This window comes from Butyrivibrio sp. TB (genome assembly GCF_900110805.1).
GTDB lineage: Bacteria > Bacillota > Clostridia > Lachnospirales > Lachnospiraceae > Butyrivibrio > Butyrivibrio fibrisolvens_C.
The window spans coordinates 1-24,338 of record NZ_FOER01000029.1 but is presented as its reverse complement, the minus strand read 5'-3'; the positions used below and the strand labels follow the sequence as shown (position 1 = coordinate 24,338).

General features: G+C 38.8%; 16 protein-coding genes and 1 pseudogene. 2 read left to right on the top strand and 15 right to left on the bottom strand.

Annotation, left to right across the window (positions count from 1 at the left end; translation table 11 throughout):
- Nucleotides 1-44: 44 nt before the first annotated feature.
- From BMX21_RS16380 to BMX21_RS16320, 13 genes are all read right to left on the bottom strand, one after another.
- Nucleotides 45-1,652, bottom strand: a complete 1,608-nt coding sequence (locus BMX21_RS16380; protein ID WP_092045992.1) for a hypothetical protein — start codon at nt 1,650-1,652, stop codon at nt 45-47.
- Nucleotides 1,653-1,654: 2 nt separating this feature from the next.
- Nucleotides 1,655-3,802, bottom strand: coding sequence for a phage tail tip lysozyme (locus BMX21_RS16375; protein WP_177174082.1), 2,148 nt, complete (start codon nt 3,800-3,802; stop codon nt 1,655-1,657).
- Nucleotides 3,803-3,978: 176 nt separating this feature from the next.
- On the bottom strand, nt 3,979-4,323 hold the full coding sequence (locus tag BMX21_RS16370; protein WP_143057275.1) for a hypothetical protein: 345 nt from the start codon (nt 4,321-4,323) through the stop codon (nt 3,979-3,981).
- A gap of 48 nt (nt 4,324-4,371) precedes the next feature.
- Nucleotides 4,372-6,399 carry a hypothetical protein gene (locus tag BMX21_RS16365; protein WP_092045984.1) on the bottom strand — a complete coding sequence of 676 codons (2,028 nt, stop codon included), beginning with the start codon at nt 6,397-6,399 and terminating at the stop codon, nt 4,372-4,374.
- 101 nt (nt 6,400-6,500) lie between these two features.
- A complete protein-coding gene (locus tag BMX21_RS16360; RefSeq protein ID WP_092045982.1) occupies nt 6,501-7,604 on the bottom strand; it encodes a hypothetical protein in 1,104 nt (367 codons plus the stop codon).
- A 13-nt stretch (nt 7,605-7,617) separates the two neighbouring features.
- Entirely contained in the window at nt 7,618-8,787 is a 1,170-nt protein-coding gene (locus BMX21_RS16355; protein ID WP_092045980.1) for a phage tail tip lysozyme, read from the bottom strand.
- A gap of 31 nt (nt 8,788-8,818) precedes the next feature.
- Entirely contained in the window at nt 8,819-9,154 is a 336-nt protein-coding gene (locus tag BMX21_RS16350) for a hypothetical protein (protein WP_092045976.1), read from the bottom strand.
- Nucleotides 9,155-9,247: 93 nt separating this feature from the next.
- Nucleotides 9,248-9,559: a hypothetical protein gene (locus BMX21_RS16345; RefSeq protein ID WP_092045974.1), complete on the bottom strand. Its 312-nt coding sequence runs from the start codon at nt 9,557-9,559 to the stop codon at nt 9,248-9,250.
- 47 nt (nt 9,560-9,606) lie between these two features.
- On the bottom strand, nt 9,607-9,909 hold the full coding sequence (locus BMX21_RS16340) for a hypothetical protein (RefSeq protein ID WP_092045972.1): 303 nt from the start codon (nt 9,907-9,909) through the stop codon (nt 9,607-9,609).
- A gap of 170 nt (nt 9,910-10,079) precedes the next feature.
- Nucleotides 10,080-11,108 carry an AAA family ATPase gene (locus BMX21_RS16335; protein WP_092045969.1) on the bottom strand — a complete coding sequence of 343 codons (1,029 nt, stop codon included), beginning with the start codon at nt 11,106-11,108 and terminating at the stop codon, nt 10,080-10,082.
- A 16-nt stretch (nt 11,109-11,124) separates the two neighbouring features.
- Complete coding sequence (locus tag BMX21_RS16330) at nt 11,125-12,876, bottom strand: FHA domain-containing protein (RefSeq protein WP_177174081.1); 1,752 nt, start codon at nt 12,874-12,876, stop codon at nt 11,125-11,127.
- Nucleotides 12,876-13,127, bottom strand: a complete 252-nt coding sequence (locus BMX21_RS16325; protein WP_092045965.1) for an EsaB/YukD family protein — start codon at nt 13,125-13,127, stop codon at nt 12,876-12,878. The genes BMX21_RS16330 and BMX21_RS16325 overlap by 1 nt, the downstream gene beginning before the upstream one ends.
- A gap of 49 nt (nt 13,128-13,176) precedes the next feature.
- Complete coding sequence (locus BMX21_RS16320) at nt 13,177-14,136, bottom strand: FHA domain-containing protein (protein ID WP_092045962.1); 960 nt, start codon at nt 14,134-14,136, stop codon at nt 13,177-13,179.
- A gap of 636 nt (nt 14,137-14,772) precedes the next feature.
- On the opposite strand from BMX21_RS16320, the gene BMX21_RS16315 reads away from it, so the two are divergent.
- Nucleotides 14,773-15,234: an RpiB/LacA/LacB family sugar-phosphate isomerase gene (locus tag BMX21_RS16315; RefSeq protein ID WP_022756020.1), complete on the top strand. Its 462-nt coding sequence runs from the start codon at nt 14,773-14,775 to the stop codon at nt 15,232-15,234.
- Nucleotides 15,235-15,386: 152 nt separating this feature from the next.
- Complete coding sequence (locus BMX21_RS16310) at nt 15,387-19,097, top strand: glycoside hydrolase family 2 TIM barrel-domain containing protein (protein WP_177174080.1); 3,711 nt, start codon at nt 15,387-15,389, stop codon at nt 19,095-19,097.
- 124 nt (nt 19,098-19,221) lie between these two features.
- Here BMX21_RS16310 and BMX21_RS16305 read toward each other — a convergent pair whose 3' ends face one another.
- Entirely contained in the window at nt 19,222-23,532 is a 4,311-nt protein-coding gene (locus tag BMX21_RS16305; RefSeq protein ID WP_092045959.1) for an Ig-like domain repeat protein, read from the bottom strand.
- A 605-nt stretch (nt 23,533-24,137) separates the two neighbouring features.
- Nucleotides 24,138-24,338: pseudogene (locus BMX21_RS19570) on the bottom strand (group II intron reverse transcriptase/maturase); the annotation flags it as partial.

Here is a 24,338-nt window from a genome sequence, read left to right as displayed (position 1 = left end):
GCCCGATCATTCCCCGTTACTGATCGCTTAATCCGCTATAATCTTCAGAAACCATTACTGTATTTCTGCTCTTCTATAAGCTCATCTATATCTTCTTGTGAAGAAAAAACTATTCCCTGCTCTTCACAAGATTTCATGAAATCAGTATGATCTGCCTCAGTTGTTACCTCTTCATAATCGTAGTAAGCAACATAATATGTTTCATCATCTATGTTATAAATGTATATTGTTAAAAGTTCTTCTGCTTCTTCGTCTATATCTGTAAAATAATCTCTTAAACCTTCTCCACTTACCTTTTTTAACTGATAAATGTAATGAAATATAATATCTGAATCTAAAAAAGCTTCATTTATAATTTCAACATATTCGCTTGAACTACCGCCATCTAAAATATAACCGTTATCTCCAATGGAAGTATCTGACCTTGAGCTACTCTGCGTAAGAAAGCGCAAATATAAGTGACCATCATAAAAGCTTATAACATATATATACTCGAAAGGCTCCTGATTTAATTCCTCCGTAACACTTACTACAAGCTCTTTGCTACCATCGTTTCCACAATCAATATAACGGGTTTCCAATGTATCAGAATCATCCTGATCAAGCCACTGGGACAAGGTATACTTTTCCCCGTAAATATATGAAAATGATGTATTATATGCCTTAATTCCATATTCACATCTTACAGTTGTCTCATTATTCAAGAATGCTTCATATGCTGCATCTGCTTCTTTATATTCATTGTCAGGTAAATCTATAATACTAAGATTTCTAAAAATACCATTCCCGCTTTGTTTAAACTTCTTATATTCCTCAATTGAATCTTCAAAGCTCTCTTCACATTCTTCTAGATACGGGATCATATCTCCAGGATCCTTTCCTTCAGAGAATATTACCTGATCTGAGGCCATTTCCATTATCTGATCATAAATATCTTCAGAAGGTCCATCATACTCGCTACTTCCTGCCTCTCTCTTCCACTGGAATAATGAATAACCCATTTTTGAAGAGTCGTCTGACAATATTATACTGATCTTCTGGGTATAGGATTCGTCATCTGTCTTACCGCTATATCTGTTGCCGGATTCATCTTCATATGAATTGATAAGTGCAAAGCCATTCTTTGAAATGTAATCACAATCAGAATTATATTTGCGATTTATCGAATTATAGATTTCATCCTTATCGCTGTCATAACTAAATACAACCAGCCTCTCTTCATCATCTTCAAAAGACAAAATAACCAGTTCTGCAATTCCATCACCGCTAAGATCACAGCATACGTATTTATAATCTCCTGTTATATAATCCGAGAAGTATTTATCATCAGATCTGGTAGCGATTTCTTCATTTACAAATTTTATATAGTATGAATATGGTGACTCTGGAACATATTCAGCCATTGGAGAATCCCATACGGCCTCATCATTATCACTTTGATCACTACTATTTGATTCAGAGTCGTCTTCGCTAGTTTTTTCATCGGAACTATTTAACAAATTCGAATCATCTGTTTCTCCAGACTCATCAACATTTTTGATATCTTCTGTACGACTATCCTCTTCTTCTGTATCCAGCATCAGAGATGACGAACTACAACCGGATAATAGTAATGTGCACATGAAATATATTCCTATTTTTTTTATGTTCACGTTTATTCTCCTTTTAGTACATCATATATTTCTCCAGCTCTATCGCCTCTGGTTGATGCTTGCGTTTCAGTATCCTCTGGAATTTCATAATACTTACAAACATCTTGCGCAGCTAATATAGCAGCCTCCTTGGAGTCCAAATCTTCTATTTGACCTTCCCAATAATCTGTTAAATCGTATGTTTTATTTTTGATTGTACATGTCCAGGAGTCTAATTCGCCCGCTTCAAATGCCGCTTCTATTCTTATACATTGTTCTTCTGTAGGATAATTCTGTTCTTGTGTTGGATTTCCATCATCCGGATATCCAAGAGCTTCTTTATAGGCTTCCAACAATGCATTTCTCCTTGATGGATAGGTCCACTGCGCAGATCCCATACCATAATTAGCATTGCTTTCAACTTTTTCGGCAAGCTCCAGTGCCTTTTGTAATCCTATTGCCTGAATATTTCCTCCGCTATAATCCCTTGAGTAATTAATCCCTTCTGGATCATAATATTCATATTGCTTTTCGCCTATCTTCCTTCTGCATGCTTTACTACACTTCTGGAACTGACCAGCTGATCCTTCTGCTTCAACGTTTGCTAATACTCCAGCTACAAATGAATCATTCATTCCTTTAGCATACAATTCAGCAGCTATTACCAACATTGAATTCTTTTTCTCTGTACTTAATCCTAAAGAAGTGTCATTATATATTCTTTCTAACGTTTTATATTGATCTTCTGTAAGATCGTAGTTCTCTCTAATATAATCCATATCCACCACAAATGGCTGATATTGGTCTATTCCTCCGATTTCCATCGTCTCATTCAAGGAGTCTAATGTGTTTTGATCTATATATCCAGTTACAGGTAGTCCATGCTGACGCTGGTATCTGGCAATTGCAAGTTCCATTCCTCCACCATAATCCGCGTCTACTTTACCAGCTGTATAATATCCATTATCCTTAAGCCACTGTTGTATTTGTCGTATTTCTTCTCCACTATCTCCTCGCTTATAGATAGGGTCACCAGGAGTTAATGTTTCTTCATAGCTATTATCTATATTTTCAATATCTTCATCAGCGGTTTCCTCTTCTGTTCCGCTGTTATCAGCCTGGTCATCTCCCTGATCATGCTCTTTAAGGTACTTCTTTATTGCCTCTATGATTGTTTTAGCCAGTTTCTTTCCAAGGATTGCTTTGGGTATTGCAAGTCCTGACGGTAATCCTGCTGCCAATATTGCTGCTATCTGTGCTGCTGTAAGACCCATTTCCAAAAGGATTGCCTTTTGCTGTTCTTTGGTCAATTTTATAAAGGCCATCACAAGTTCTGTCTCTGTTAAGTCTGATATATCAACCTTTTCTTTTCCAAACAGGATCTTTAGAATAGCCTGTATCTCTTTTATTCCGAACTTTCCACCAAGTTCTATGGCTTTGAGTGCTTCGATAAATTCTACGATATCTCCGCCACCCATTTTTATTGTTTTTCCGTTATGCAAACAGAATGGATCAAATGGAACAGGTACTGCTGATGGAATTGCTTCCATCAGTTCTGTGGCCAATGTATCATCCATCTCTCTTACTTTGCTTTCATATCTACTAACTGCATTATTAAACATCATTGTTCGATCAGCAACATTCTGTGCCTGCTCCTTGATCGGTCCTGTATATGATGTATAATCAAATTTTGCTTCTGGTGTTTCAAGCTCTGAAAGAATATTTTCTACGGTTTCTATATTTCTTTTTACGTTAACCGCATTCTTTCCTGCTGCACCCATAGCTGCTTTAAGTAAATCGCAGCTTCCCGTGTCGCATAGCAGTTCTCCGCTACATTCTGCTGAATCTGTCTCCGATGGCATTGATCCATCTTTAAATATCTGAGAAAACTCATTACAGAAATTCTGGGATTCATTAGCTGTCTTCTGAGCCTTCTTTATAGCTGTATTTATTGCGTCTATCTCTTTCCATGTCTGGGGCATTTCTTTATAGACAAGCTCTCCAAGAAGTTCTCTTGCCATATCTCCGTCTTCGCCCTCCCAGACTTCCTCTGTCATGGAATTCAGATCATTTCGTGCCTTATTTATTACCTGCTCTGTGGATGTCATTGCTATTTCCTGTTGCTTTTGTACTCCCTTAAGCTGGTCAAGATCCCATTTAACTCTCTTCATAACTTCTCCTGATAAAACTTTATTATTTCCTCGCTTAAAAACTGAATATTTTGAAAAAATCATTCCTCCTATGCATCTATAGTATTTAGCACAAGTATGCATAGGAGGATTTACATTTTCTGTTCTCCCTTAATTACCAATTTCAGTTAAAAACCGTTACATTTTCTCACCCAAAACTAAAAATCTGGTTTCCAATCACAATTTTCCGATGTTATTCTTCCATCAAGATAAAAATTTCTTTTGATTCCTCCATATTTAGGATCTCTTACACTTACAGAAACGTAATCTTCATTCCATTCAATAGAAACCCTGTTGTCCATATGCCTCTTTACAAGCTGATCTGTGGACATTGCATCAAGATACTCTCTTGATATTTCTCTTGTCGTTGTAACATAATAATCTTCGTCTAATGGATTATATACGGTATCTACTTCTCTTCTTCCTAGCTTAAGAAACGCAATTAGGGAAATAAATAAAACTATTCCCACAAAACGACCTATAGTAATAAGTTTATTTTTCATTTCTACCATCCTATACTCTTTAAATGTAAATGATTTAATAGCGAATTATTATTGAGCAGAATATCCATCAATATATCCGTAAGCATCATCTCCAAAAGCCTCTTGCTGATTAACTATATATTCTCCCGGACCATATTCATATTTAGTGCCATATTCATCATAATAATAATCTACATAATATTGCTTGTATGGTCCTTCTGGAGCTTTACTACTACTTTCATTTTCATTTACACCAGCATCCGCTTTAATAGTACTACTTCTTGTAAAACCTAGTACATCATAATAATAAACACAGGCATGTGCTTGTGTCTCAGCGCCAAAACTAAGAAGCGTTGGATTTCCTGTTGTAACACACATAAGTGCATCGATTTCATCCTGAGATAATCCGTCTTTTGTATTTATATTTAATGTAATTTTATAATCAGTTTTACCTTTTCCATTTATGAATTCTTCTCGTACTACAATTCCTGCGCTTTCTAATTCTTCTAATCTCCTCTGACAATACTCATCAAACTGATTAAACGTCCACTCCGTTGTATATGTTCCAGTTTCTTCATTATATAAATTTGGATTTTCCAAATCTTTTTTTATTGCCATGTTTGCAATTAAATAATTAGCCTGACAGTCACTATTCATGAAATATTTCAAAAGCTTTTTATTCTCTTTTGCTGGTATTGTTACCATTCTACCTTCTTCTTCTGAATAATACTCTCTTGTACCATGAACACATGCCATTAGTGATATTGATAATTCTTTACTAATATTTCCATCTCTCATAGACTCAGCTAAACTATCCATATCAAATTCAACAAAAGGTATAGCTGTACCTGCATTTCCCTTTAAATTACTTGAACCATCTACATCTCTTTCAGGACGTATTTTTACTAACGAATATGTATATGTTCCATCACTATTTTTTAATCCAACAATATATTGATTATCATACTTACCAACTAAATCATTCTGTGTATTTCCATTAGCGTCTAAATAAGGACATTCGTCCGTAGCGTCTATTCCCTCAGAAGACATCATAATCTCCGACAAAGGCTTATTGATAAAATAAAAGCCATCATCTGTATATGATATATACTGAGAATATTCCTCATAAGTATCACCTAATACTTCCTGTATTTCCTTAGGTAAGCTGTTATAGAAATCTACAATATTCTGATCTGGGGTGGTTGGAGTCGTGTTATTGTTTGTTGTTTTTACTGTTGTTACTTTAACATTTGATGCCTGATTGTTTGTAACATCGGACAAATCAGGCTTCTGATTTTCTGAAGATGTTTTTATATTGCTTTGTGCATGCGCAAGACCCATGTTATCTGCTATATTGATCTTTTGATACGCTTTTAGCCAGCTAACAATATCACCATCTTTCATGTGAATTATATCTTTATTTAAAAGTATTGAGGGATCAAATCTAACCGGTACTGCCCCAGGAATTGCTTCCATCAGTTCTCTGGCTAATGTTTCATCCATCTCTTTTACTTTGCTTTCATATCTACTAACTGCATTATTAAACATCATTGTTCGATCAGTAACATTCTGTGCCTGCTCCTTGATAGGTCCTGTATATGATGTATAATCAAATTTTGCTTCTGGTGTTTCAAGCTCTGAAAGGATATTTTCTACGGTTTCTATATTTCTTTTTACGTTAACCGCTTTCTTTCCTGCTGCACCCATAGCTGCTTTAAGTAAATCGCAGCTTCCTGTGTCACATAATAATTCTCCGCTACACTCTGCTGAATCTGTTTCTGAAGGTAGTGATCCATCTTTAAATATCTGGGAAAATTCATTACAGAAATTCTTGGATTCATTAGCTGTCTTCTGAGCCTTCTTTATAGCTGTATTTATTGCGTCTATCTCTTTCCAGGTCTGAGGCATTTCTTTATAGACAAGATCTCCAAGAAGTTCTCTTGCCATATCCCCGTCTTCGCCTTCCCAGACTTCCTCTGTCATGGAATTCAGATCATTTCGTGCCTTATTTATTACCTGCTCTGTGGAAGTCATTGCCACTTCCTGTTGTTTCTGTACTTCTTTAAGTTGATTGAGATCCCATTTTGTTCTGTTCATAATTTATGTATTATCTCCCAATTATATCTTTTTCTGTATATTACTTAACTTCTTCTTCGATATATAAAGAAGAAGCAGTTAAGTAATCCTACTCTTTTAACTTATCCCATGACATCTTCAGATAATCCAATTTCTTCTCTTCGCTCTTCAAGACGCTTTTCTACTTCGCTATAAGGACAGATGTTAACATCTACATCATCAAACGTCTTCTTGTATATAGATGAGTCTTCATAAATTGAGTCATCTTCAATTCTTCCGTCACTATCATATTTATAATATGTTATAAAGCCGCTATCCTTAGAATCAGTAATTCTTGCTTCATCATCGAATATATACTCTTCAACCTGCATATTGCTCCAGCCATCTGAAGAGCAGTCCAGATCATATCCGTAATTACCTTTTTCTCTTACGTAATCATCCATGTCAAGATAATAATTATACTTATAGTAGAGAACCCAATTTGCATCAGCATCCAAGTAGCCATAGCTTTCTGAAAGGACACCGTTATATGCTCCCATCACCTCATTTTTGATATATCCATAATCGTTTATAATGGTGTAGCTCTCATGTCTTAAAGCTCCAACATATTTAACGATGAGCTTATCATCTATTTCTTTGATAACCCAACGATCAACATATTTCTCTTCGTAATCCGTGTAATCAGCAGTTTCCATTCCAGGAAAACGAATATCTACAAGAAGTTCGTCAATACCATCATTACCACAATCAATATACTTTGTTTCAAAACTTGGATCGTCCTTACTATCATCATAGCTTGTATAAGAATCCAATGATGCTTCTACAATTTCATCAATTGTGTATCCCTTGGAAAGATCAAAATTTCTCTGCAAACTATATGGTAGGATATCACTACCTGACTCATCAAAAAATACTTCTTCAGTATTTGACACAAAGGATTCATATCTAGATACATCATTTGTACTATCATCTTCATCCTTACTTGTATCAGTATCTTTGGTTGTATCATCTTCTTCATCAGTGATATCTATTTCTTCTGAAGTATCAACACTTGATTCTTCAGAAGAAATAGTAGCAACTTCATTTGAAGATTCACTTTTGGCATCTTCAAATTCTTCTACTTTATCTTCAGACGTTATTTCATCTTCTTCAATATTGATAGCCGCGCCACATCCAGCACATAATATCATTGCACCTAACATTACTGATATGATTCTTTTTTTCATGATTGTCCTTTCATTAGCTAGTCAAAGTGTTATATATATCTACAGCAATATTTCCTCTGTTTGTTGAAGCAGTTGCTGTATCTTTGGGGATTTCGTAGTTTGCACATACATTATATCCTGCCTCATATACAGATGCCTGTCCTTTATCATATGCTGCTTTCCATTCTTGATATACACTTGAATGATCAGGTACTCCATCGTGTCCTGTAAGTTCATATGCCATATAAGTACCTTCTACTCTAGCACACTCTGAAGTTGACGGATGATTTGTATCACACATCTGATCATAAAGATCTATTAAGCTACCTGCTCTTCCATCATCAGTCCACTGTGCCATTCCTATACCAAAACGAAGATCTGGTTTTGTACTTTTTGCAACATATTGTCCTGAATCCTCATCATATACATAGTATGTTGTATCATACTCATTATCATGAGCATTGATCTCATCAAGATAAGCTCTGGTTTCAGCAATGCCAACTTCAGAAACAGATCTGCCTGACATTGTATCTCTATAATTATGATGTTCATCTAAAGCCTTTAAATATGCCGGCTCTTTTTCTGGATGTGATATATAAGCTGAACTTTCAAAACGACCTGGTTCACCTTCACAAGCTATATTAGCTAATACACCAGCAACAAATTCCTTTTCATATCCTTGAGCCATTAAACATGCTGCTGCATATCTCATTCCTTCTTTCTTTTCTTCGGAATAATCAAGCTTATCAATATTATCTAAAAACTGCTTCTGATCATCAGAAAGAGTATCATACATTTCGTTATAATCACCAGATGCAGAATTACCATTATTATCACTTGTTGTTTCTGACGCTCCACTGGCAGCGGCAGCTGCTGCAGCTCCAGCCGCTGCTCCGGCAACAACTCCTGCTGCGGGAAGTGCTGTTTCTGCGCCTTCTTGATCTATACTTAATCTGTTTTTTCCTGTAAGATGATATACCAGATTAAAACCAGCCAATCTTCCTATAGCATCAAATGATTCTTCTTTGATCTGGTTGGCAGCTGCCTCAAGACTATCTTTTGACGCTCCTTCCATATCTGCTACCATCTTCATAGATGTAAGATAGTATTCTTCTATCATATTGGTCTGATCATCGCTATAAATACCTAATTTATCAGCTATATTAAATACTTGTGGCACAAGCATGAATATTCTATTTTTCATGACCGTTTCTCCTCGTTAGTATTTGGGAATTTTAATGTCCTTTTAATGCCTCTTCTGCATGATATATAGCATCTTCAAAGCAATATGCTCTATATGCAGATTGTACTCTGCTTACTGCTTCTGATATTTCTGAACTGCATCCTGATATTTTGTCTGTCATTTCATTATGGACATCATCCACTGAGCTTAACAGATCACCCTCTTTATCTGAAGTAAATGATGAAGGAACGTTTCCTTTTCCATCATTTAGATTATTATTCATTTCTGAATCATCACTTGCTGCATCACCTGTAAATCCACTTGCCTTTGACAAGCGGGTCAAGTCTCTTTGGCACATATCCTTTTCAGCACACCTACAAACTGCCATTGCCTCTTTTCCTCCCCGATTATAGGTCATTATTAAATTAACTGTCTGCGCCATTTAGACGCAGACAGTATAAAAGCTCAAAACTATTTATGCTTAGGCGTTACCCTGAGCTGCATGTGTACCAGCTTCATCAACTGCTATGTATTCAGAACCTGTCTTATTGATCGCAGATGTTAATGTGGAAGCATATTCCACTAATGTTTTAATATTCTTTACGAAATCTTCTCCTGTGATGCCCAGCTGGTTAGCTGCCCCACCTGAGATAGCATCTGTTGCAAGAGACTCAATAGCCTTCCAAGTATCCTGAGAACCCTGCTCGAGACTCTCCATAATCTTGTTAGTTGCAGTTGATGTTTCATTTACTCCTACTGTATCAATATATATTGCGCTTGATGATAATGCCATTTTGATTTTCCTCCATTTTCTTTCGTTTTTATTGTTAGTACTTTAAATTACCTGAATTTTGCAAACATTGCTTTACATGCATCCTTAACAGATACATATGAATCTGAAAGATCCTTACCCCATTTAACGATGGTATCTGTTGTTTCGTTGATCTTGTCAAGTCCTAAGATAAGATTTTCTCCTGCTTCATGAACCTCTGCACCAAGCTCGTCACCGAATACTTCGTTGCAGTTATCTCTGTATGGGATGTATGCCTGCTTTGCATTCTCAAGCATCTCCATTACAGAGGTAAGAGAAGTTAACCCCTGACTTGCTAAGTCTCGATCAATTCCAATTCTTGTTTCTGACATTTGTTTTTCCTCCATTAACTTTTTGGTTTTTGGTTTCTATGGTAACAGTCCGATGTTAACCTTCTCTTTTTAATGGCATATTTAGCTGATGAATAAAAAGCCATAAAATTTCCGGTAAGTTATCGTACTGGAGCCACCAATATTAGGTGTTATTCATAATCATTTTGCTACTATCCAAGGGCTGCTGCTGTAAATTTATAGCATCCTCTACCTATAAGCGAATCAATATTATATATATCAAGATGCGGTATATACTCACATATGGGATATCCTAGTTTGCCTGATATATCTTTAATATAATTTTCCTTGTAACAGTCATATCTTGTACATGTTATATATAGCTGCCCTGAGAGGGGTTTCATGATATCTCCAAAAGCTTCTATCCTTCCAGCGCTGTCCTTATCCTGAAGGGCTGTTAGCAGAATCCTTTCACTGGAGAATAGTCTCATCTGTATATCTGTTGTAAGTCCTTGCGGGAATTCAGCAATTATATAATCGTATATCTGTCTTCCTGCCAGCTCATCTATAAGTGCTAGCAGAGATGTAAATGTTATCTGATAGGTTCCTGTCAGACCTTTTAACTGCGGGATCATATCAATCTGACCATGTATCATCTCTTCAATTGCACGGTCAGCTGCCATATGAGGATTGATCGCGATTGCATGCATGAGTTTGTCTGACATGTATCTTCGCTTTATATCATCACCTAGCAGATTGTAATAATTCTGGAATGTCTCGAGGTTTATATATAAGACTTTTTTGCCACCTTGAGCCAGTCTGATCCCGAGGCATATCGCTGCTGCCGTCTTGCCACTTCCTCCTGACAGCGAGCAGACGTCTATGATATGAGTCTTGCGGCTACTTAACATTCCGCTTTTAATCAAGTCATTAGGAAGACTTCTGATGATTGCCTGTGCACCGCCAAACTTACTTATGCGATTATCGCTTTTAAGAATCGTTTCTTCGCTGAGCAGCAGTACTTTTTCTGCCTGAAGATTTGGGCCTATCAGGCCGCTGCTTTTTTCTTCTACGATCAGAAGTCTCACTTTTCTTGGCCTTTTTTGATATTCTTCCAGATACAGAGGATCTGATATTATCTCCAGTCCTACACTGGAAGATAATTGGAGTGCAAGCCTTGTTTCTATATTCAGGTTGTATTCTTCATCTGTTGATATGAGTAGTAGTGTATTTTTGTTCATAAGCTTCTATCACTCTTTAATTACGGAATTCGAATTCTTCATCTCCGAAACTGATAACATTACCAGGATGCAGTGGTATCTGCTGACCTTGAGGTATACGATTACCACTTACAAATGTTCCGTTAGTCGATCCGACATCTACGATCACAGCCCCTTGCATAGTTGCATGTATCTCTGCATGCATGCGGCTTACCGCTGTATTATTACGTATGCAGTAATCGTTGTAATTTTCATTTTTACCAATTCTATATATTGGTTTGTCTATTACTATGTTCTCACCTGTACGCTTACTTATAAGAGTTCCTATAGCATAAGAATTAGGTGCTATCTCGCTTCCTGCACTAAGAACTGTTGTCTCTCCAACTTCCGGAGCGATGTTAGCAGATGGATTATTATCTTTCATAGGCGCCATAGACATATCGCCAGAAATCGATGCAGATGATCTAAGATCCTGTGATCTTGTCTTTGATATAAATTCGCTTGATGCTGCCGGATTATCAATATCGCTACCACCTTGTACATCATCAAATCTGCTTCCTGACATGATCGCTTCTTCTTTTTCTTTCTGAAGCTGCTTTTTACTCTTTTTCCTAGGCTTAGAAGATCTTATTACGATAACTATCAGGACTATCAAAGTGATAAGTATCAGTCCGATAAGTCCGTATATTATGAGATATACTTTCTTGGGTATAACCTCTACTACCTTTTCTTCTTCCGTATTTTCATCACCTGTATTGGTCTCTTCCTGTTCCGGAGGATTAAGATATTCATCGTATTCTGATGCCGTCATGCAATCGACGGTTTCAAGTCCTACAGCCTTCAGAACCTTCATGATGCTGTTGGAACTGATAGATATGTAGTAATTACCTTCCTTATCAAGGGTATTCATACCTATCAGAAGACCATGATCATTAACAAGCGGTCCTCCATACATGCTACTCTGCATGGCTACTGTTTGAAGTATGACTTCACTACTGTTCTTGCGGGTTACATTGGTTATCTTGCCCGAAAGAGTAACTACATCTTCTGTGGTAAAATAGCTGATCGCATCATCCAGTATCTTGCTCATATTTGGGAATCCCAGAGCATATACATCATCCGCTTCCTTAAAGGCTCTTATGTCACTGGATTCCTCGTCGTCTATGAGAATTGTCAGTGGCGTGCGGTTATAAACTTTATCATCAAGTTTGAGTAACGCAAGATTCATCTCTTTGGATGAATATGCAACAGATGCTGTAGTCGCTACGTCTCCTTCGTATGCTACCTCTATCTTCAGATCTATTTTGTCCCAGGCGTCGTCTTCATTTGGTATACCAAGTTGCTTGTATACAGCTTCTCTTGTACTCTTAGTCGGTGAGACTATATCCTTGGTAGAAACAACATACTGATCTCCACCATCTGTTTCCAATAGAAATCCTACTCCGCATGTAACCATGTGTCTGACTTCATTGTCATCTATAAACAGTACATTTATTTCTACAATTGAGTCGCATGCATCTTTGGGCGACTCAGTAGTAGGTTTTGGGGGATTTATTATGTCTTCAACTTCCTGAGCACTGCTTGTAGCATCTACAACATCTGATGTATCTGTGCTAGCAGCATCTAAAGCTTCATTATCCGCAGCACTATCACTTATATGGCTGCTGCTTTGTGCTGTTCCTGTAGTGGTATCTTCTGTAGTACTTCCCGTTGCATATGTATTCATGGCAAAAAGCTGAATACAAGTGATAAATAGTAGTAATGCTGATATAACCCTTCTTTTTTTCATCATTCCCCCATGATAATCACTGAACCGTTTCTTATCCCTAATTTTTCTATCGTTACATCTCCTCTTATCAGAGCTATCGGGTTCTCGGACCGCATATATGCATGGATAGGATCATCTATGTTAATCCCGAGGTGAAGTCCCTGATTAAGACCATATATAAGTTCTGCTGCTGTAATATCTTTGGGAATCTCTATATCTATCCCCTGTTCTGAAGCTCTTCTTTTAAAAATCACGATTACTTTATCATCCATTATTTAATCAACCCTTTGTCTTTTTATAAAAGTCTTTTCATTTAGATGATCAGCTGTCATTCTTTTCGAATACGTTATATTTCTCTATATGTACCTGAAAATCCATATTTGCAAACCTTATCATGTCATCCTCTTTGAGCCTTGCAGGACTCCCCATAATAAGGAGCTGTCCGTTAAGCCATGTATGATTGGTGCTTCCCAGATCTTCTACAAAACAACCCTCGCGCTTTATGGTTATCCGGGCATGCTTTCTGCTTATTGCGCTATTAATTGATATCACTCCATCGCATTCAAGGCCTTTGCCGATTATGAATTCGTCCTTGCCTATATATATTCCAAAAGATCCGTATGGGCCGTTATATCTAAGCTCTACGCGCTGCGCACTGGTGTCTGTGTCTATGATTCTACTAAGGCACTCAGGAACAGAATCATCTGATGCCCATTTATCTATAAGATATGAAATAAATATCTCAGCTTCCTGCTGTATGTCTGTTTCCTTGGTTTCTATAGCCTTGGATAATCTTTCCAGTTTAGAATTCAGATCTTCAAAGTCCGGAGACGATTCTGCGCTTTCTATTCGTGAGAGCAATTTAATAAGTTTTTCAAACTTTATGACCCAGCCGTCCTTGTCTTCTGTGGCCGGCGAATCAACCGGTGCCAGGATGAATCCCGGGGTTCCATTGGCCATGTCTATGAAGATGTACTGTCCTCTGATATCCAGATATTCTTTTTTCCAAAACGGCTGATCATTGATCTTCTTAAGGCTTTGCGCCAGGCCTCTTAGCAGCATCCCTCGATATGTAATACTCAGTTTGTCAGCTGCATCAGTAAAGCTTGTCATTCCTTCCGTAGAAAAAAGAAGTCTTGTCTGCCCGTTCTTGATGATCTCAAGTATCGGGATCAGATTGGCATGATAGGTCTCTTTTAATATTTTCAAGCCAAGATATACTATGTGTTCATCACTGTTTAAAGTAAAAGCGACATGATCGCTATACTGTACTGATTTCATTTGGATTCCTCATAATAAGGTGATATACATGTCTTATTCCTATTGATAATTGTCTTAAAAAGGACAGAGTCCAAGATATGTCTACCCGGGACCCTGCTGCTATCTTTATAGCATAACTTCTGACTCGAGCATTTCCCCAAATGCTCATCCCCTCTTTTTCCATACCTACTGATTTAAATAAATTCATCTGACATTATTTAAGGTTGTAAGTCTGCACGTTTTCAATCCTTCTAAGTGCCGACTGCACGTTCACTATACAATGAAAAAAATAGCTTGTCTCAATTTTCCGACAGAATGCACATTTCATCCGACGAAATGCATAAAATACGATATATCGTTACTGATACGCAATAACGCTTGTTTTGCTTATTTCACCCAAATCCGCTTATTTCCTGTGTCTTATTTTATCTGTGTATGATTTTTCGTTCTTTTTTCGGAATGTGATGCAATAACGTCATATCGTACACTACATCCGACGAAATGCATTTATAATTCTTTTTTCTATATATCAAACCAGTAAAAAATACAATAAATATATATAATCATTGCTTTATGCCCGAATTGTTGCTAAATTTGAGATAGTATTTGTTTTACTTAACCCATAAATATTTTTGATTGTTCTGAAAGGAGCGCATTATGAAGATTGCAATGGCCAATGATCATGCAGGAACAAGGCTCAAGAATGAGATCAAAGCTTATCTGGAAAAAGAAGGATATGAAGTAGTGGATTTTGGAACCTATGATGAGGAATCCTGCGATCTTTCGGATTTCGTATATCCGGCTGCTCTTGCAGTTGCCAAGGGCGAGTGCGACAAAGGGATATTTGTAGATGGCGTGGGTTACGGATCAGCGCTTATTGCCAATAAGATAAATGGCATCTATGCAGCTGTCTGTCAGGATACCTTCTGCGCTCAGCTATCACGCTGGCATACTGATTCCAACGTACTGTGTCTTGGAGCTAAGATAATCGGTGAGATGATCGCCATGGAGATCGTCAAGGCATGGCTTAACACAGATCCTCTTACTGAGGAAAAATACCGCCGCAGAGTCCTGAAGGTCAAAGAGATCAATGATAAACACTGCGTACCGGTCAAATGATCAGAAATCATTATCATATAACCCAGATGTCGCGAGCACAGCAAATGGCTTATGGTTCAAATTGATGGAGTTTGTGTCATCAATTTGGATTTGAAAATGGAACACTTTCAAACTTTTACTTTAAAAAAATCACTTATTTGAAAGGCACACACATGCGATACTTATTTGACGGAGGCTGGAGGTTCTTAGAGACAGGCCTTGACGTACACTACGATGACTTACTAAGGAGAAAGGATGAATTCGAAGGCTCTTTTAACAAGGTTGAGATCCCCCATGACTTCCTGATCCATGACTCGGATAACTTATATAAAGATGCTACAGGATGGTATAGCAAGGATTTCGAATACAGTCCGGTTTCCGGTCATAGATGCTTTATTACTTTCGAAGGTGTCTATATGGACTGCACTATCTATGTTAATGACAAGCGCGCCTTTGAATGGAAATATGGCTATTCATCTTTTTCCTTCGAGATGACAGATTATCTGCATCAGGGCATCAACAATATCTCCGTGTTTATAAGACATCAGAGTCCTAATACCAGATGGTACTCGGGAGCCGGTATATACAGAGATGTGTGGCTTACGATAACTGATAGTACATATCTTGCTATAGACGGTGTCTACCTGTCTACAAGAGAGCAAGGGGATGACTATATCCTTAGGGTAGAAGCAGAAGTCTGCGGAGATATGGCAGGTGAAGCAGGTATTAGTGCTAGTATTAGTCGTACTAGTACCGGTATCAGCGCTTGTGAGAATATTGCCTATGAACAACTACCGGTTACAGACCATCCCAGACCTTCAAAGGTTCCGGCACCTGCCTGCGATTACAAGGATCTTGAGTCAGGTCAGGTCAGATACAGATATATTCAGGAATACCTTGTGAAGTCCCCTCTAAAGTGGGATCCTTCTAATCCTAACCTTTACAATATTACAGTCACTCTCACTGCAGGTGGAAGAGCAGTAGATGAGTATAGGACAAGGCTTGGTTTTAAGCATGTAGTACTAGACCCTGACAAGGGATTTATCATTAATGGTCAGAATATTAAGCTAAGCGGAGTCTGTGAACATCACGATCTTGGCGCTCTTGGAAGTGCTTTTAACAAAGCTGCCATGAAGAGGAAGTTTCTCACTCTTAAATCCATGGGCGTCAATGCCATAAGAGGAACCCACAACATGGTAGCTCCGGGCGTACTTGACCTTATGGATGAGATGGGTTTTATCTTCATATCCGAAGCCTTCGATATGTGGAGGAAGCCTAAGACTACCTATGACTACGCCAGATTTTTTGACTCATGGCATGAAAGAGATGTGGCAAGCTGGGTTAGACGGGATCGAAACCATGTGTGTGTATCCTTCTGGAGTATAGGGAATGAGATCTACGACACCCACGCAGATGAGGATGGACAGCGGATCACCAAAGAGCTGTCAGACCTTGTGAGAAAATACGACTATAACGGCAATGCAAGGCCTACTATAGGCTCTAACTACATGCCCTGGGAGAATGCCAGAAAGTGCGCCGATATACTTAAAGTTGCCGGCTACAACTACGCAGAGAAGTATTATGAAGAGCATCACAAAGAGCACCCTGACTGGATCATCTATGGAAGCGAGACATCCTCTATAGTTCAAAGTAGAGGTATCTACCACTTCCCGGCATCAGCCAGCGTATTGTCAGATGATGACGAACAGTGCTCAAGCCTTGGCAACAGCCAGACAAGCTGGGGTGCAAAGAGCATAGAAAGCTGCATACGAGTTGACAGAGATACTCCATTCTCTATGGGTCAGTTCTTATGGACAGGATTCGACTATATCGGAGAGCCTACGCCTTATCATACCAAGAACTCCTATTTCGGGCAGATAGATACGGCAGGCTTCCCAAAGGATGCATATTATGAATGGAAGGCAGCCTGGACTGATCATAAGAAAGCGCCAATGATTCATATATGCCCCTCATTCTGGGACTTCAATGAAGGTCAGACCATAGACCTTAAGATAGTAACCAATGCACCAAGGGCGCAGCTGTTTATAAATGGAAAGGACAAGGGATGCTGCGACTTCTCTAATAAGCCGGGATCCGGCAGCAAGATAGAATGGAACCTTCAGGTACCATATTCTAAGGGATATGTAGAAGCAAGAGCTTATGATGAAGATGGAAGAGTAATAGCTACTGATGTTATAAGGAGCTTTACAGATCCTGTTAAACTGGTCCTTAGTAACGCTCTTGATGAGTATACCAATACAAAGGATTGTAAGAACTTTGGATCTGAGTCTACTTATAGTAATTATAATGATTCAGTAGATATGGATACCAATAATCATAGTATCTATTCAAATGACATACTATGTTCTAATACCAGAGACCTTGCCTTCATAGAGATATCTGCTCTTGATACAGATGGAACCGAAGTTTCTAATGCACAAAACAGGGTATCTGTAACTGTCACAGGCCCCGGCCGCCTTGTAGGTCTTGATAATGGTGACAGCTCAGATCTGGATAGCTATAAAGCTTCAAGTAGAAGGCTTTTTGGCGGTAAGCTCCTTGCGATCATTCAGACAACAGATGCAGAAGGCGAGATAGTAGTAACTGCTACAAGTAACGGACTTGAAAGCGCCACATACACTCTTAAGAGCATTAAAGATAAGTCTGACGCAGCCAACTATATCGTAAGAGGTGAATCACATGAGCCATCTGATGATATCAGGTTATTAGATCCTAAAGATACGGCTCATAACGAAGTCCACTGTTACGAACCTTTAGAAGTTATAGATATCTGTCATAATGATGCCAATAGGCTTGGATCACAAGATGAGATCCCTATCAGGAAGATAGAGCTTGTAAATGAAAGCGGAAACAGCGTATTAACTAAAGGCTGTAATGAAGTAAGAGTATCTGCCAAGGTCTATCCGGCCAATGCAACCTACAAGGATATCACCTTCCAGGTTGTCACAGAGTTTGGTGTTAAGTCCAATATCGCTGACCTTAGTGCAGAAGGCAATACTGCCATGATCACTGCCAAGGGCGATGGAAGATTCTATCTTAGAGCCTTGTCCTGTAACGGAGGAGATAAGCCAAGGATCATCTCCTATATGGACTTTGAAGTTCAGGGTATGGGCGCAGCATTCTTCGATCCGTACAGCTTCGTAGCAGGAAGCCTCTACTCAGGATATGAAGGAGAAGTTGGCAATGGCAATGACAAGGGAGTAGCAACCGCAAGAGGCCAAAGGACACTTGTAACCTACGACAGACTAGATTTTGGCAGAGATACCTCTGACGAGATCACTATACCTGTTTTCTCACTGGACGGAGGTGCTAACAGGATCAGGATCCTGTCGGGAGATGAAGTGATCCTTGATAAGATCTATGACAAGCCGCCTATCTGGAATGTATATCAGGAAGTTACCTGGAAGCTTGATAAGCCTCTTACAGGCGTATGCAACCTTAGCTTCGAAACCTGGGACAAGCTCCACCTTAAGGGATTTGTATTTAAGAGAAATAGAAGAGCCTATGCCGAAAGCCTTGCTGTAGACGCAGATGAGATCTATGGCGATACCTATACCATCAAAGACGGCATGGTATCAGGCATTGGCAATAACGTATCCCTTGTTTATAAAGACATGAATTTTGGAGATGAGAAGCCATCGCATGTCACTATAAGCGGAAGAGCAGTAGGAGAGAAGAACACCATACACATACTCTTCGATACAGATAAGGGCAATGTCAGAGAGATACTGGAAGTGGAAGCTACAGATGATATCACTGATCACACCTTTGATATCAGTAACATTGAAGGAAGCGGAACTATAACCTTCGTATTCCTCCCCGGCAGTAACTTCGACATGAAGAGCTTTAGATTCAGTAAGTAAAAAAGATCGCATGGATCCATTTCGGAAAATCCATGCGATCTTTTATTATATCTATTATTTCATACCGCTTGAGTCATATTTAATGGTTAGCCCACCAGATCATAAGTTTTATATTCCTTAAGCTTTATTTATTAACCTTAAGCTTCTTTACACGAAGGATATAATAAGCTGCGCCTGCGCCGCCTGATACCACTACGAATCCACCTGCAACTGCTGCCCAGATGAAGAATGCAGAAGGATCCTTGTCAGGATCGACCAAAGGCTTGATCTCATCATTTAACGCGATCTCATCATCTTCGATCAACTTCTTGGCATTACGTGATACAAGAACATTGTTGTAATCACGCTCAGACTGATTGCCTGCAACATCGGTTGCCAGTATCATAACGTTCTGATAAGCATCCATTTCAGGAATAGTAACAGTTAGTGTACCTCCGGCAGCTTCGATATCTTCTGCTGTATAAGATACCAGCTCTGTAAGCTCATTCTGACCTGTATATACCACAAGACTTTCAAATCCCATGTTATCAGTAACATTTATGATGAAGTCGTGCCCATCTTCCTCATAAACACCTTTTTCCTTGATCTCAGAAGTTACAATAGAAGGAGCTGTACCATCAACAGCGAACTCGATCTCCTTGCCTTCTGAACGGTTGTCCTGAGTATTGGTCGCTCTGTCTCTGGAGTATACCATTACAGAGTAGTTGCCGTCCTTATTGAAATTGTCAGCATTGACAGTATATGTCATGGACTTCCATGACTTGTCATCGCCCTGAACAGATACTGTATAATCTCTGCCCTCTTTAAGAACCTCACTGTCGCCGTCTCTGTCAACAGATACCTCTTTATAAGTAAGACTGTCAACATTGATCTCAGTGATAGTAACATCTTCAGGCTCATTGGTATAATATCTGTCTGTCAGCTCCTTGGTGCTGTCTCCAACGACATATACAGAACCGAATCTGTTTACAGAGAATACCAGCTCATCCTCTGTCACATTGCCGGCCATATCTGTAATGCTGACTCTAAGAGTATACAGATCGTCTGTCTCCTTAGTATGAGCGAAGTCACTATATGATACAGTCACAGTATCTACAACTTGTGTTGTCTTAGAATCAGGAGTTACCTCGCCGTGATTAGCTCCTGTCATAGTAACACTAGAGTTCTCAAAATCAATGTTAAGATCCTTGTATATAAGGACCGGAGCTACCTGACCATTGTTGGCAGAGTAGTTCTCAACTCCGCTGAATGTAATATCAGGAGCTGTCATATCTATAACGAATATATCACTTGTATAAACTTCAGACTCGTTACCCGCAAGATCTGTGACCTTAATAGTATATCCATATCTACCATCTGCATTAAAAGACATCGTAGTAGTATATGTACCTACATCAGCATTACCGCTAAATGCTGCTGCCTTAGGAAGCGCAGCCATAGGTTCTGCATCGTCTGATGCCTGCGAGTTTATAACAACAAGACTATTGTCAAAAGACTTCTCATCAACCTTAACAGTTGCTGTCCTCTTAGCATTGTAATAGAATCCGTTCCTTACATCGTTGTTATCATAACTAACTGTAACAACAGGAGCTGTCATATCTATGATAAAAAGACTTATAGTCTGAGTCTCAGACTCGTTGCCAGCCTTGTCAGTTGTCTTGAAGGTGAAGTCATACCTTCCGTCAAGATTGAATGTAACCGTCTTACTATATGTCTGATCGGATACACCTGCCCAATCGCTCTGAGAAGGAGCATTGTCAGGAGCATTTATAACAAGCTCAGACTTACTGCTGTCAAAAGTATAATCCTTAACAGTAATAGTAGCAGTTCTTGAAGCGTTGTAATAGATCTCGTTCTGTGGTGAATTATTATCAAAAGTAATAGTAACAACAGGAACTGTACGGTCTATAGTGAATCCTGCGCCTGTATAAGTATCAGATACATTCTGTGCTCTATCTGTTGCCTTGGCACTTAGAGCATACTCACCATCATCTGTAAGCTCTACCTTGGCAGTCCATGTATATGATCCCTCGTTGTAAGTCCACTCTGATACAGGAATATTGACACTAGTGCCATCCGCCTTGGTACCTGTAATAACAGCTTCTATACCTTCCTGAAGCAGGTGCTTGTCCTCGATCACAAGAGTTACAACTACACTGTCTTTGTAATAGCTTGTATCCTTGCCTGCAGGAGTTACTGTCTCTCCACCTGATGTATATGTGACTGTGATAACAGGAGCTATACTATCTATTACAAAATACGGACTATCTACAGTATCAGCTGTATTGCCGCTCATATCTGTAGCATCTGCTGCAAAGAAATAGTCTCCGTCACCTACTGTACTAAATGTATATTCAGTCTGTGCTCCAAGTTCAGTACTTGTACTTTCAGGAATAGATAGTTCTGCTTTCATAAGACCTGACTTCTCTGAAAGCTTTACTTCCTTGATATATCTCTCTGTTACTAAGAGCTTACCTGTAACATCATGATTGTAGAAATATGTTGTTGATGCAAGATCTGTAGGATATCCTTCAGAAAGTCCCTCTCCGTTAAGATCTGTAAATGCGATAACAGGGCTTACGCTATCAATAACATAGCTTACCGGCTCTACTTTGCCTTCATAGATAAGAGTCTCATTGCCTGCAAGATCATAAAGTCTTACATCACCTATATATACAGGACCCTGGCCTTCGCTGACATCGGGAAGTTCGATCCTGATATCACCGCACTCGTCGATTTCCAGATCCTCTATCTCTATCTCATGATACTCACCCTTGCCGGATGTAGGATAATCATCATTGTAAAGAACATATGAAAGCTTAACAATTCCGGATGCAGGAACATCATCTTCTGTCTCCTTAGTATCACTTCCGGATATAAGCGGATCATAGCTCTTGGAAGTATCAACTGTAAGAGTCAGATCATTCCTTGAATATACAATTTTCTCTTCGCCCTGACCAAGGTTATAGGTTCCTGATACGCCATTACCATCTTCTGTATAGGTAACAGCTATGTCCTGGGCTACAGGGCTTGTGCTATCAATTTTTACATATATAAAGCTATCATTGTTGATACACTTTACGATTTTATCAAAAAAACCACTTCCGCTTGATTCAAGTTTATATATTGTGTATGTATTCTGGTCGCTCGGGATATCGAATGTAACAACCAATGAATGCAGCGCGAAAAAGATGTAGTTTGTGCTTGAACTTACACTGATATCACCTTTTATCTTATCTGCGTCCGTCCCAACCGCATTACCATTCTTGTCTACAGGAACAAGATATACTGATATATCTTTTTTGTAAGTAAAAAATGCACCGAACGACATCTTAAGTGATATGTCCGTATTCTCTGCATCCTGAAGTGAAAACCACGGATCATCTATGTATGCGGATGATGAATAATCACCTACAGTCAAAACCCTATTATAGTTAGTTACAAAATTAGTGACTTTTTCTATCTTTTCATCATCACTTTTTCCGTTATTGAAATATCCTTTTTCTACAGAAATGTATACAAAAATATTATCACCGGATTCGCTCGTTGTGCTGCTATAAGAAGCTTTATTTTCTTCTTCACCACTTATAGAATTTTTGCCGTCAGTAGCAGTAATAGAGATAATATGGTATGAAGCCACAGTGTCAGGAAATGTATAGGTATATGTATCATTTCCTGAATTGCTCATCTTCTTGGTTACTGTTTCTGATGTTCCGGCACTGCTACCGGTGCTTAATATCTCATATTCGATTTTTACTTCTTTGATCCCTGAAACATGTTCCTTGATAGTACTTGTAGAATTTGCAGCCGAATCAGAGGATTTGCTATCGCCATTAGGATCGGGATCAACTACATTTACAGAAATTGTGACTGTATCCTTGGTTCTTAGAATATTTCCTTCTTCCCAGATATAATCGTCTTGTTCTGTCGCACCATCTTTATAGATAATCTTTCCATCTGAGATGACAGGTTTTGTTTCGTCAGCTTTTAATTCTTCACTTCTTCCTCTTCTGGCACCAAGTACCATAGGTTTATCAGATGTAGAAGCTTCGCTTGCACTGTCAGAACTTCCTTCTGTAGCTGCATCTGATGAACCCTCACTTGAAGCATCTGATGAACCTTCCTGCGCAGAATCATCTGATGTATCATCTTCATCCTCTTCAATAGAAGCTGCAGATGCAGCATCTGTCGCTTCATCACTTGCTTCCGATGATCCTCCAATCGCAGCGTCGTCACCTTCGCTGTCATCGTCCGCAGAATATCCTGCCGAGCTATCTGAACTACCTGCAGTTGCCTGATCTTCTGTCTGTTCAGAACCTGATCCGTTTCCACTTTCAGCCAAGGTCTGAATACCGCTCATGCCAATAAACAAAAAGCATGCTGTCAGAAGCGATGTAACTCTTATAAACAAGTTACCTTTCTTACTACTAAACACCTTGTGTCCCTCCTTGAATAACCTCTTCTATAAGCATCCGTTCTTACACCTATAAGTTGTAACCCCTACGTGTTTTTGACACAAAAAAAGCTGCAAAGAATAATCTTTGCAGCTAAACCATCTTGCATTATATTTGTAATACCCGTTACTAATGTGGATCTATCCCAAATCCTAAAAAACTCTGATTACTTACCAAGATTTACAGCTTTGCGTCCGCCCGTCACCGGAAAGCGTTTGCCTATAAATTGCTTATTAAAATACTTTAAATATGATATATTGTTGATACTTTTTCGTCAATACCTTTTGTGGAAACTATCGTTTATTCGTTTGATATTTTTGCACATCAATCCGTTTTAAAAATACCTGTATCGCTTTATATTTCAATTCATTTAATTTAGACATATGGAAAATTGATCGTTTTTTCGTTTTTGTCAGAATTCTCTAAAATGTCCCATAAATGCATTTCAACGGTAAGCGGTAAATATAAAGCCCTCTAGTTGGTTGCTTACAAATGAAGTACAAATCGAGTAGGAGGGAGATTTAATCAATCTCCCGACCTCTCACACCACCGTACGTACGGTTCCGTATACGGCGGTTCAATCAACTTAACAAGTAACGCACCTATCGGTGTAGTAATCTAACATTGAGACTAATCCAAATGAGGTTAGTCTCTTTGTGCTTATAGCTTTCTGTACCCAGCCATTGTGTGCAAGTCTAGCATATCTGTCGCCATTGTAAGCGATTTTAAAAGCCGCCCATCTTGGCACATTAAGCTTCATCAAGTTCTTTGCCCTGTTCTTTGGAGT

Bases quoted from the DNA above. Each gene is read 5' to 3' on its own strand.
- BMX21_RS16375 (WP_177174082.1), bottom strand. From the start codon at position 3,802: ATGAAGAGAGTTAAATGGGATCTTGACCAGCTTAAGGGAGTACAAAAG.
- BMX21_RS16370 (WP_143057275.1), bottom strand. From the start codon at position 4,323: ATGAAAAATAAACTTATTACTATAGGTCGTTTTGTGGGAATAGTTTTA.
- BMX21_RS16365 (WP_092045984.1), bottom strand. From the start codon at position 6,399: ATGAACAGAACAAAATGGGATCTCAATCAACTTAAAGAAGTACAGAAA.
- BMX21_RS16360 (WP_092045982.1), bottom strand. From the start codon at position 7,604: ATGAAAAAAAGAATCATATCAGTAATGTTAGGTGCAATGATATTATGT.
- BMX21_RS16355 (WP_092045980.1), bottom strand. From the start codon at position 8,787: ATGAAAAATAGAATATTCATGCTTGTGCCACAAGTATTTAATATAGCT.
- BMX21_RS16350 (WP_092045976.1), bottom strand. From the start codon at position 9,154: ATGGCAGTTTGTAGGTGTGCTGAAAAGGATATGTGCCAAAGAGACTTG.
- BMX21_RS16345 (WP_092045974.1), bottom strand. From the start codon at position 9,559: ATGGCATTATCATCAAGCGCAATATATATTGATACAGTAGGAGTAAAT.
- BMX21_RS16340 (WP_092045972.1), bottom strand. From the start codon at position 9,909: ATGTCAGAAACAAGAATTGGAATTGATCGAGACTTAGCAAGTCAGGGG.
- BMX21_RS16335 (WP_092045969.1), bottom strand. From the start codon at position 11,108: ATGAACAAAAATACACTACTACTCATATCAACAGATGAAGAATACAAC.
- BMX21_RS16330 (WP_177174081.1), bottom strand. From the start codon at position 12,876: ATGAAAAAAAGAAGGGTTATATCAGCATTACTACTATTTATCACTTGT.
- BMX21_RS16325 (WP_092045965.1), bottom strand. From the start codon at position 13,127: ATGGATGATAAAGTAATCGTGATTTTTAAAAGAAGAGCTTCAGAACAG.
- BMX21_RS16320 (WP_092045962.1), bottom strand. From the start codon at position 14,136: ATGAAATCAGTACAGTATAGCGATCATGTCGCTTTTACTTTAAACAGT.
- BMX21_RS16315 (WP_022756020.1), top strand. From the start codon at position 14,773: ATGAAGATTGCAATGGCCAATGATCATGCAGGAACAAGGCTCAAGAAT.
- BMX21_RS16310 (WP_177174080.1), top strand. From the start codon at position 15,387: ATGCGATACTTATTTGACGGAGGCTGGAGGTTCTTAGAGACAGGCCTT.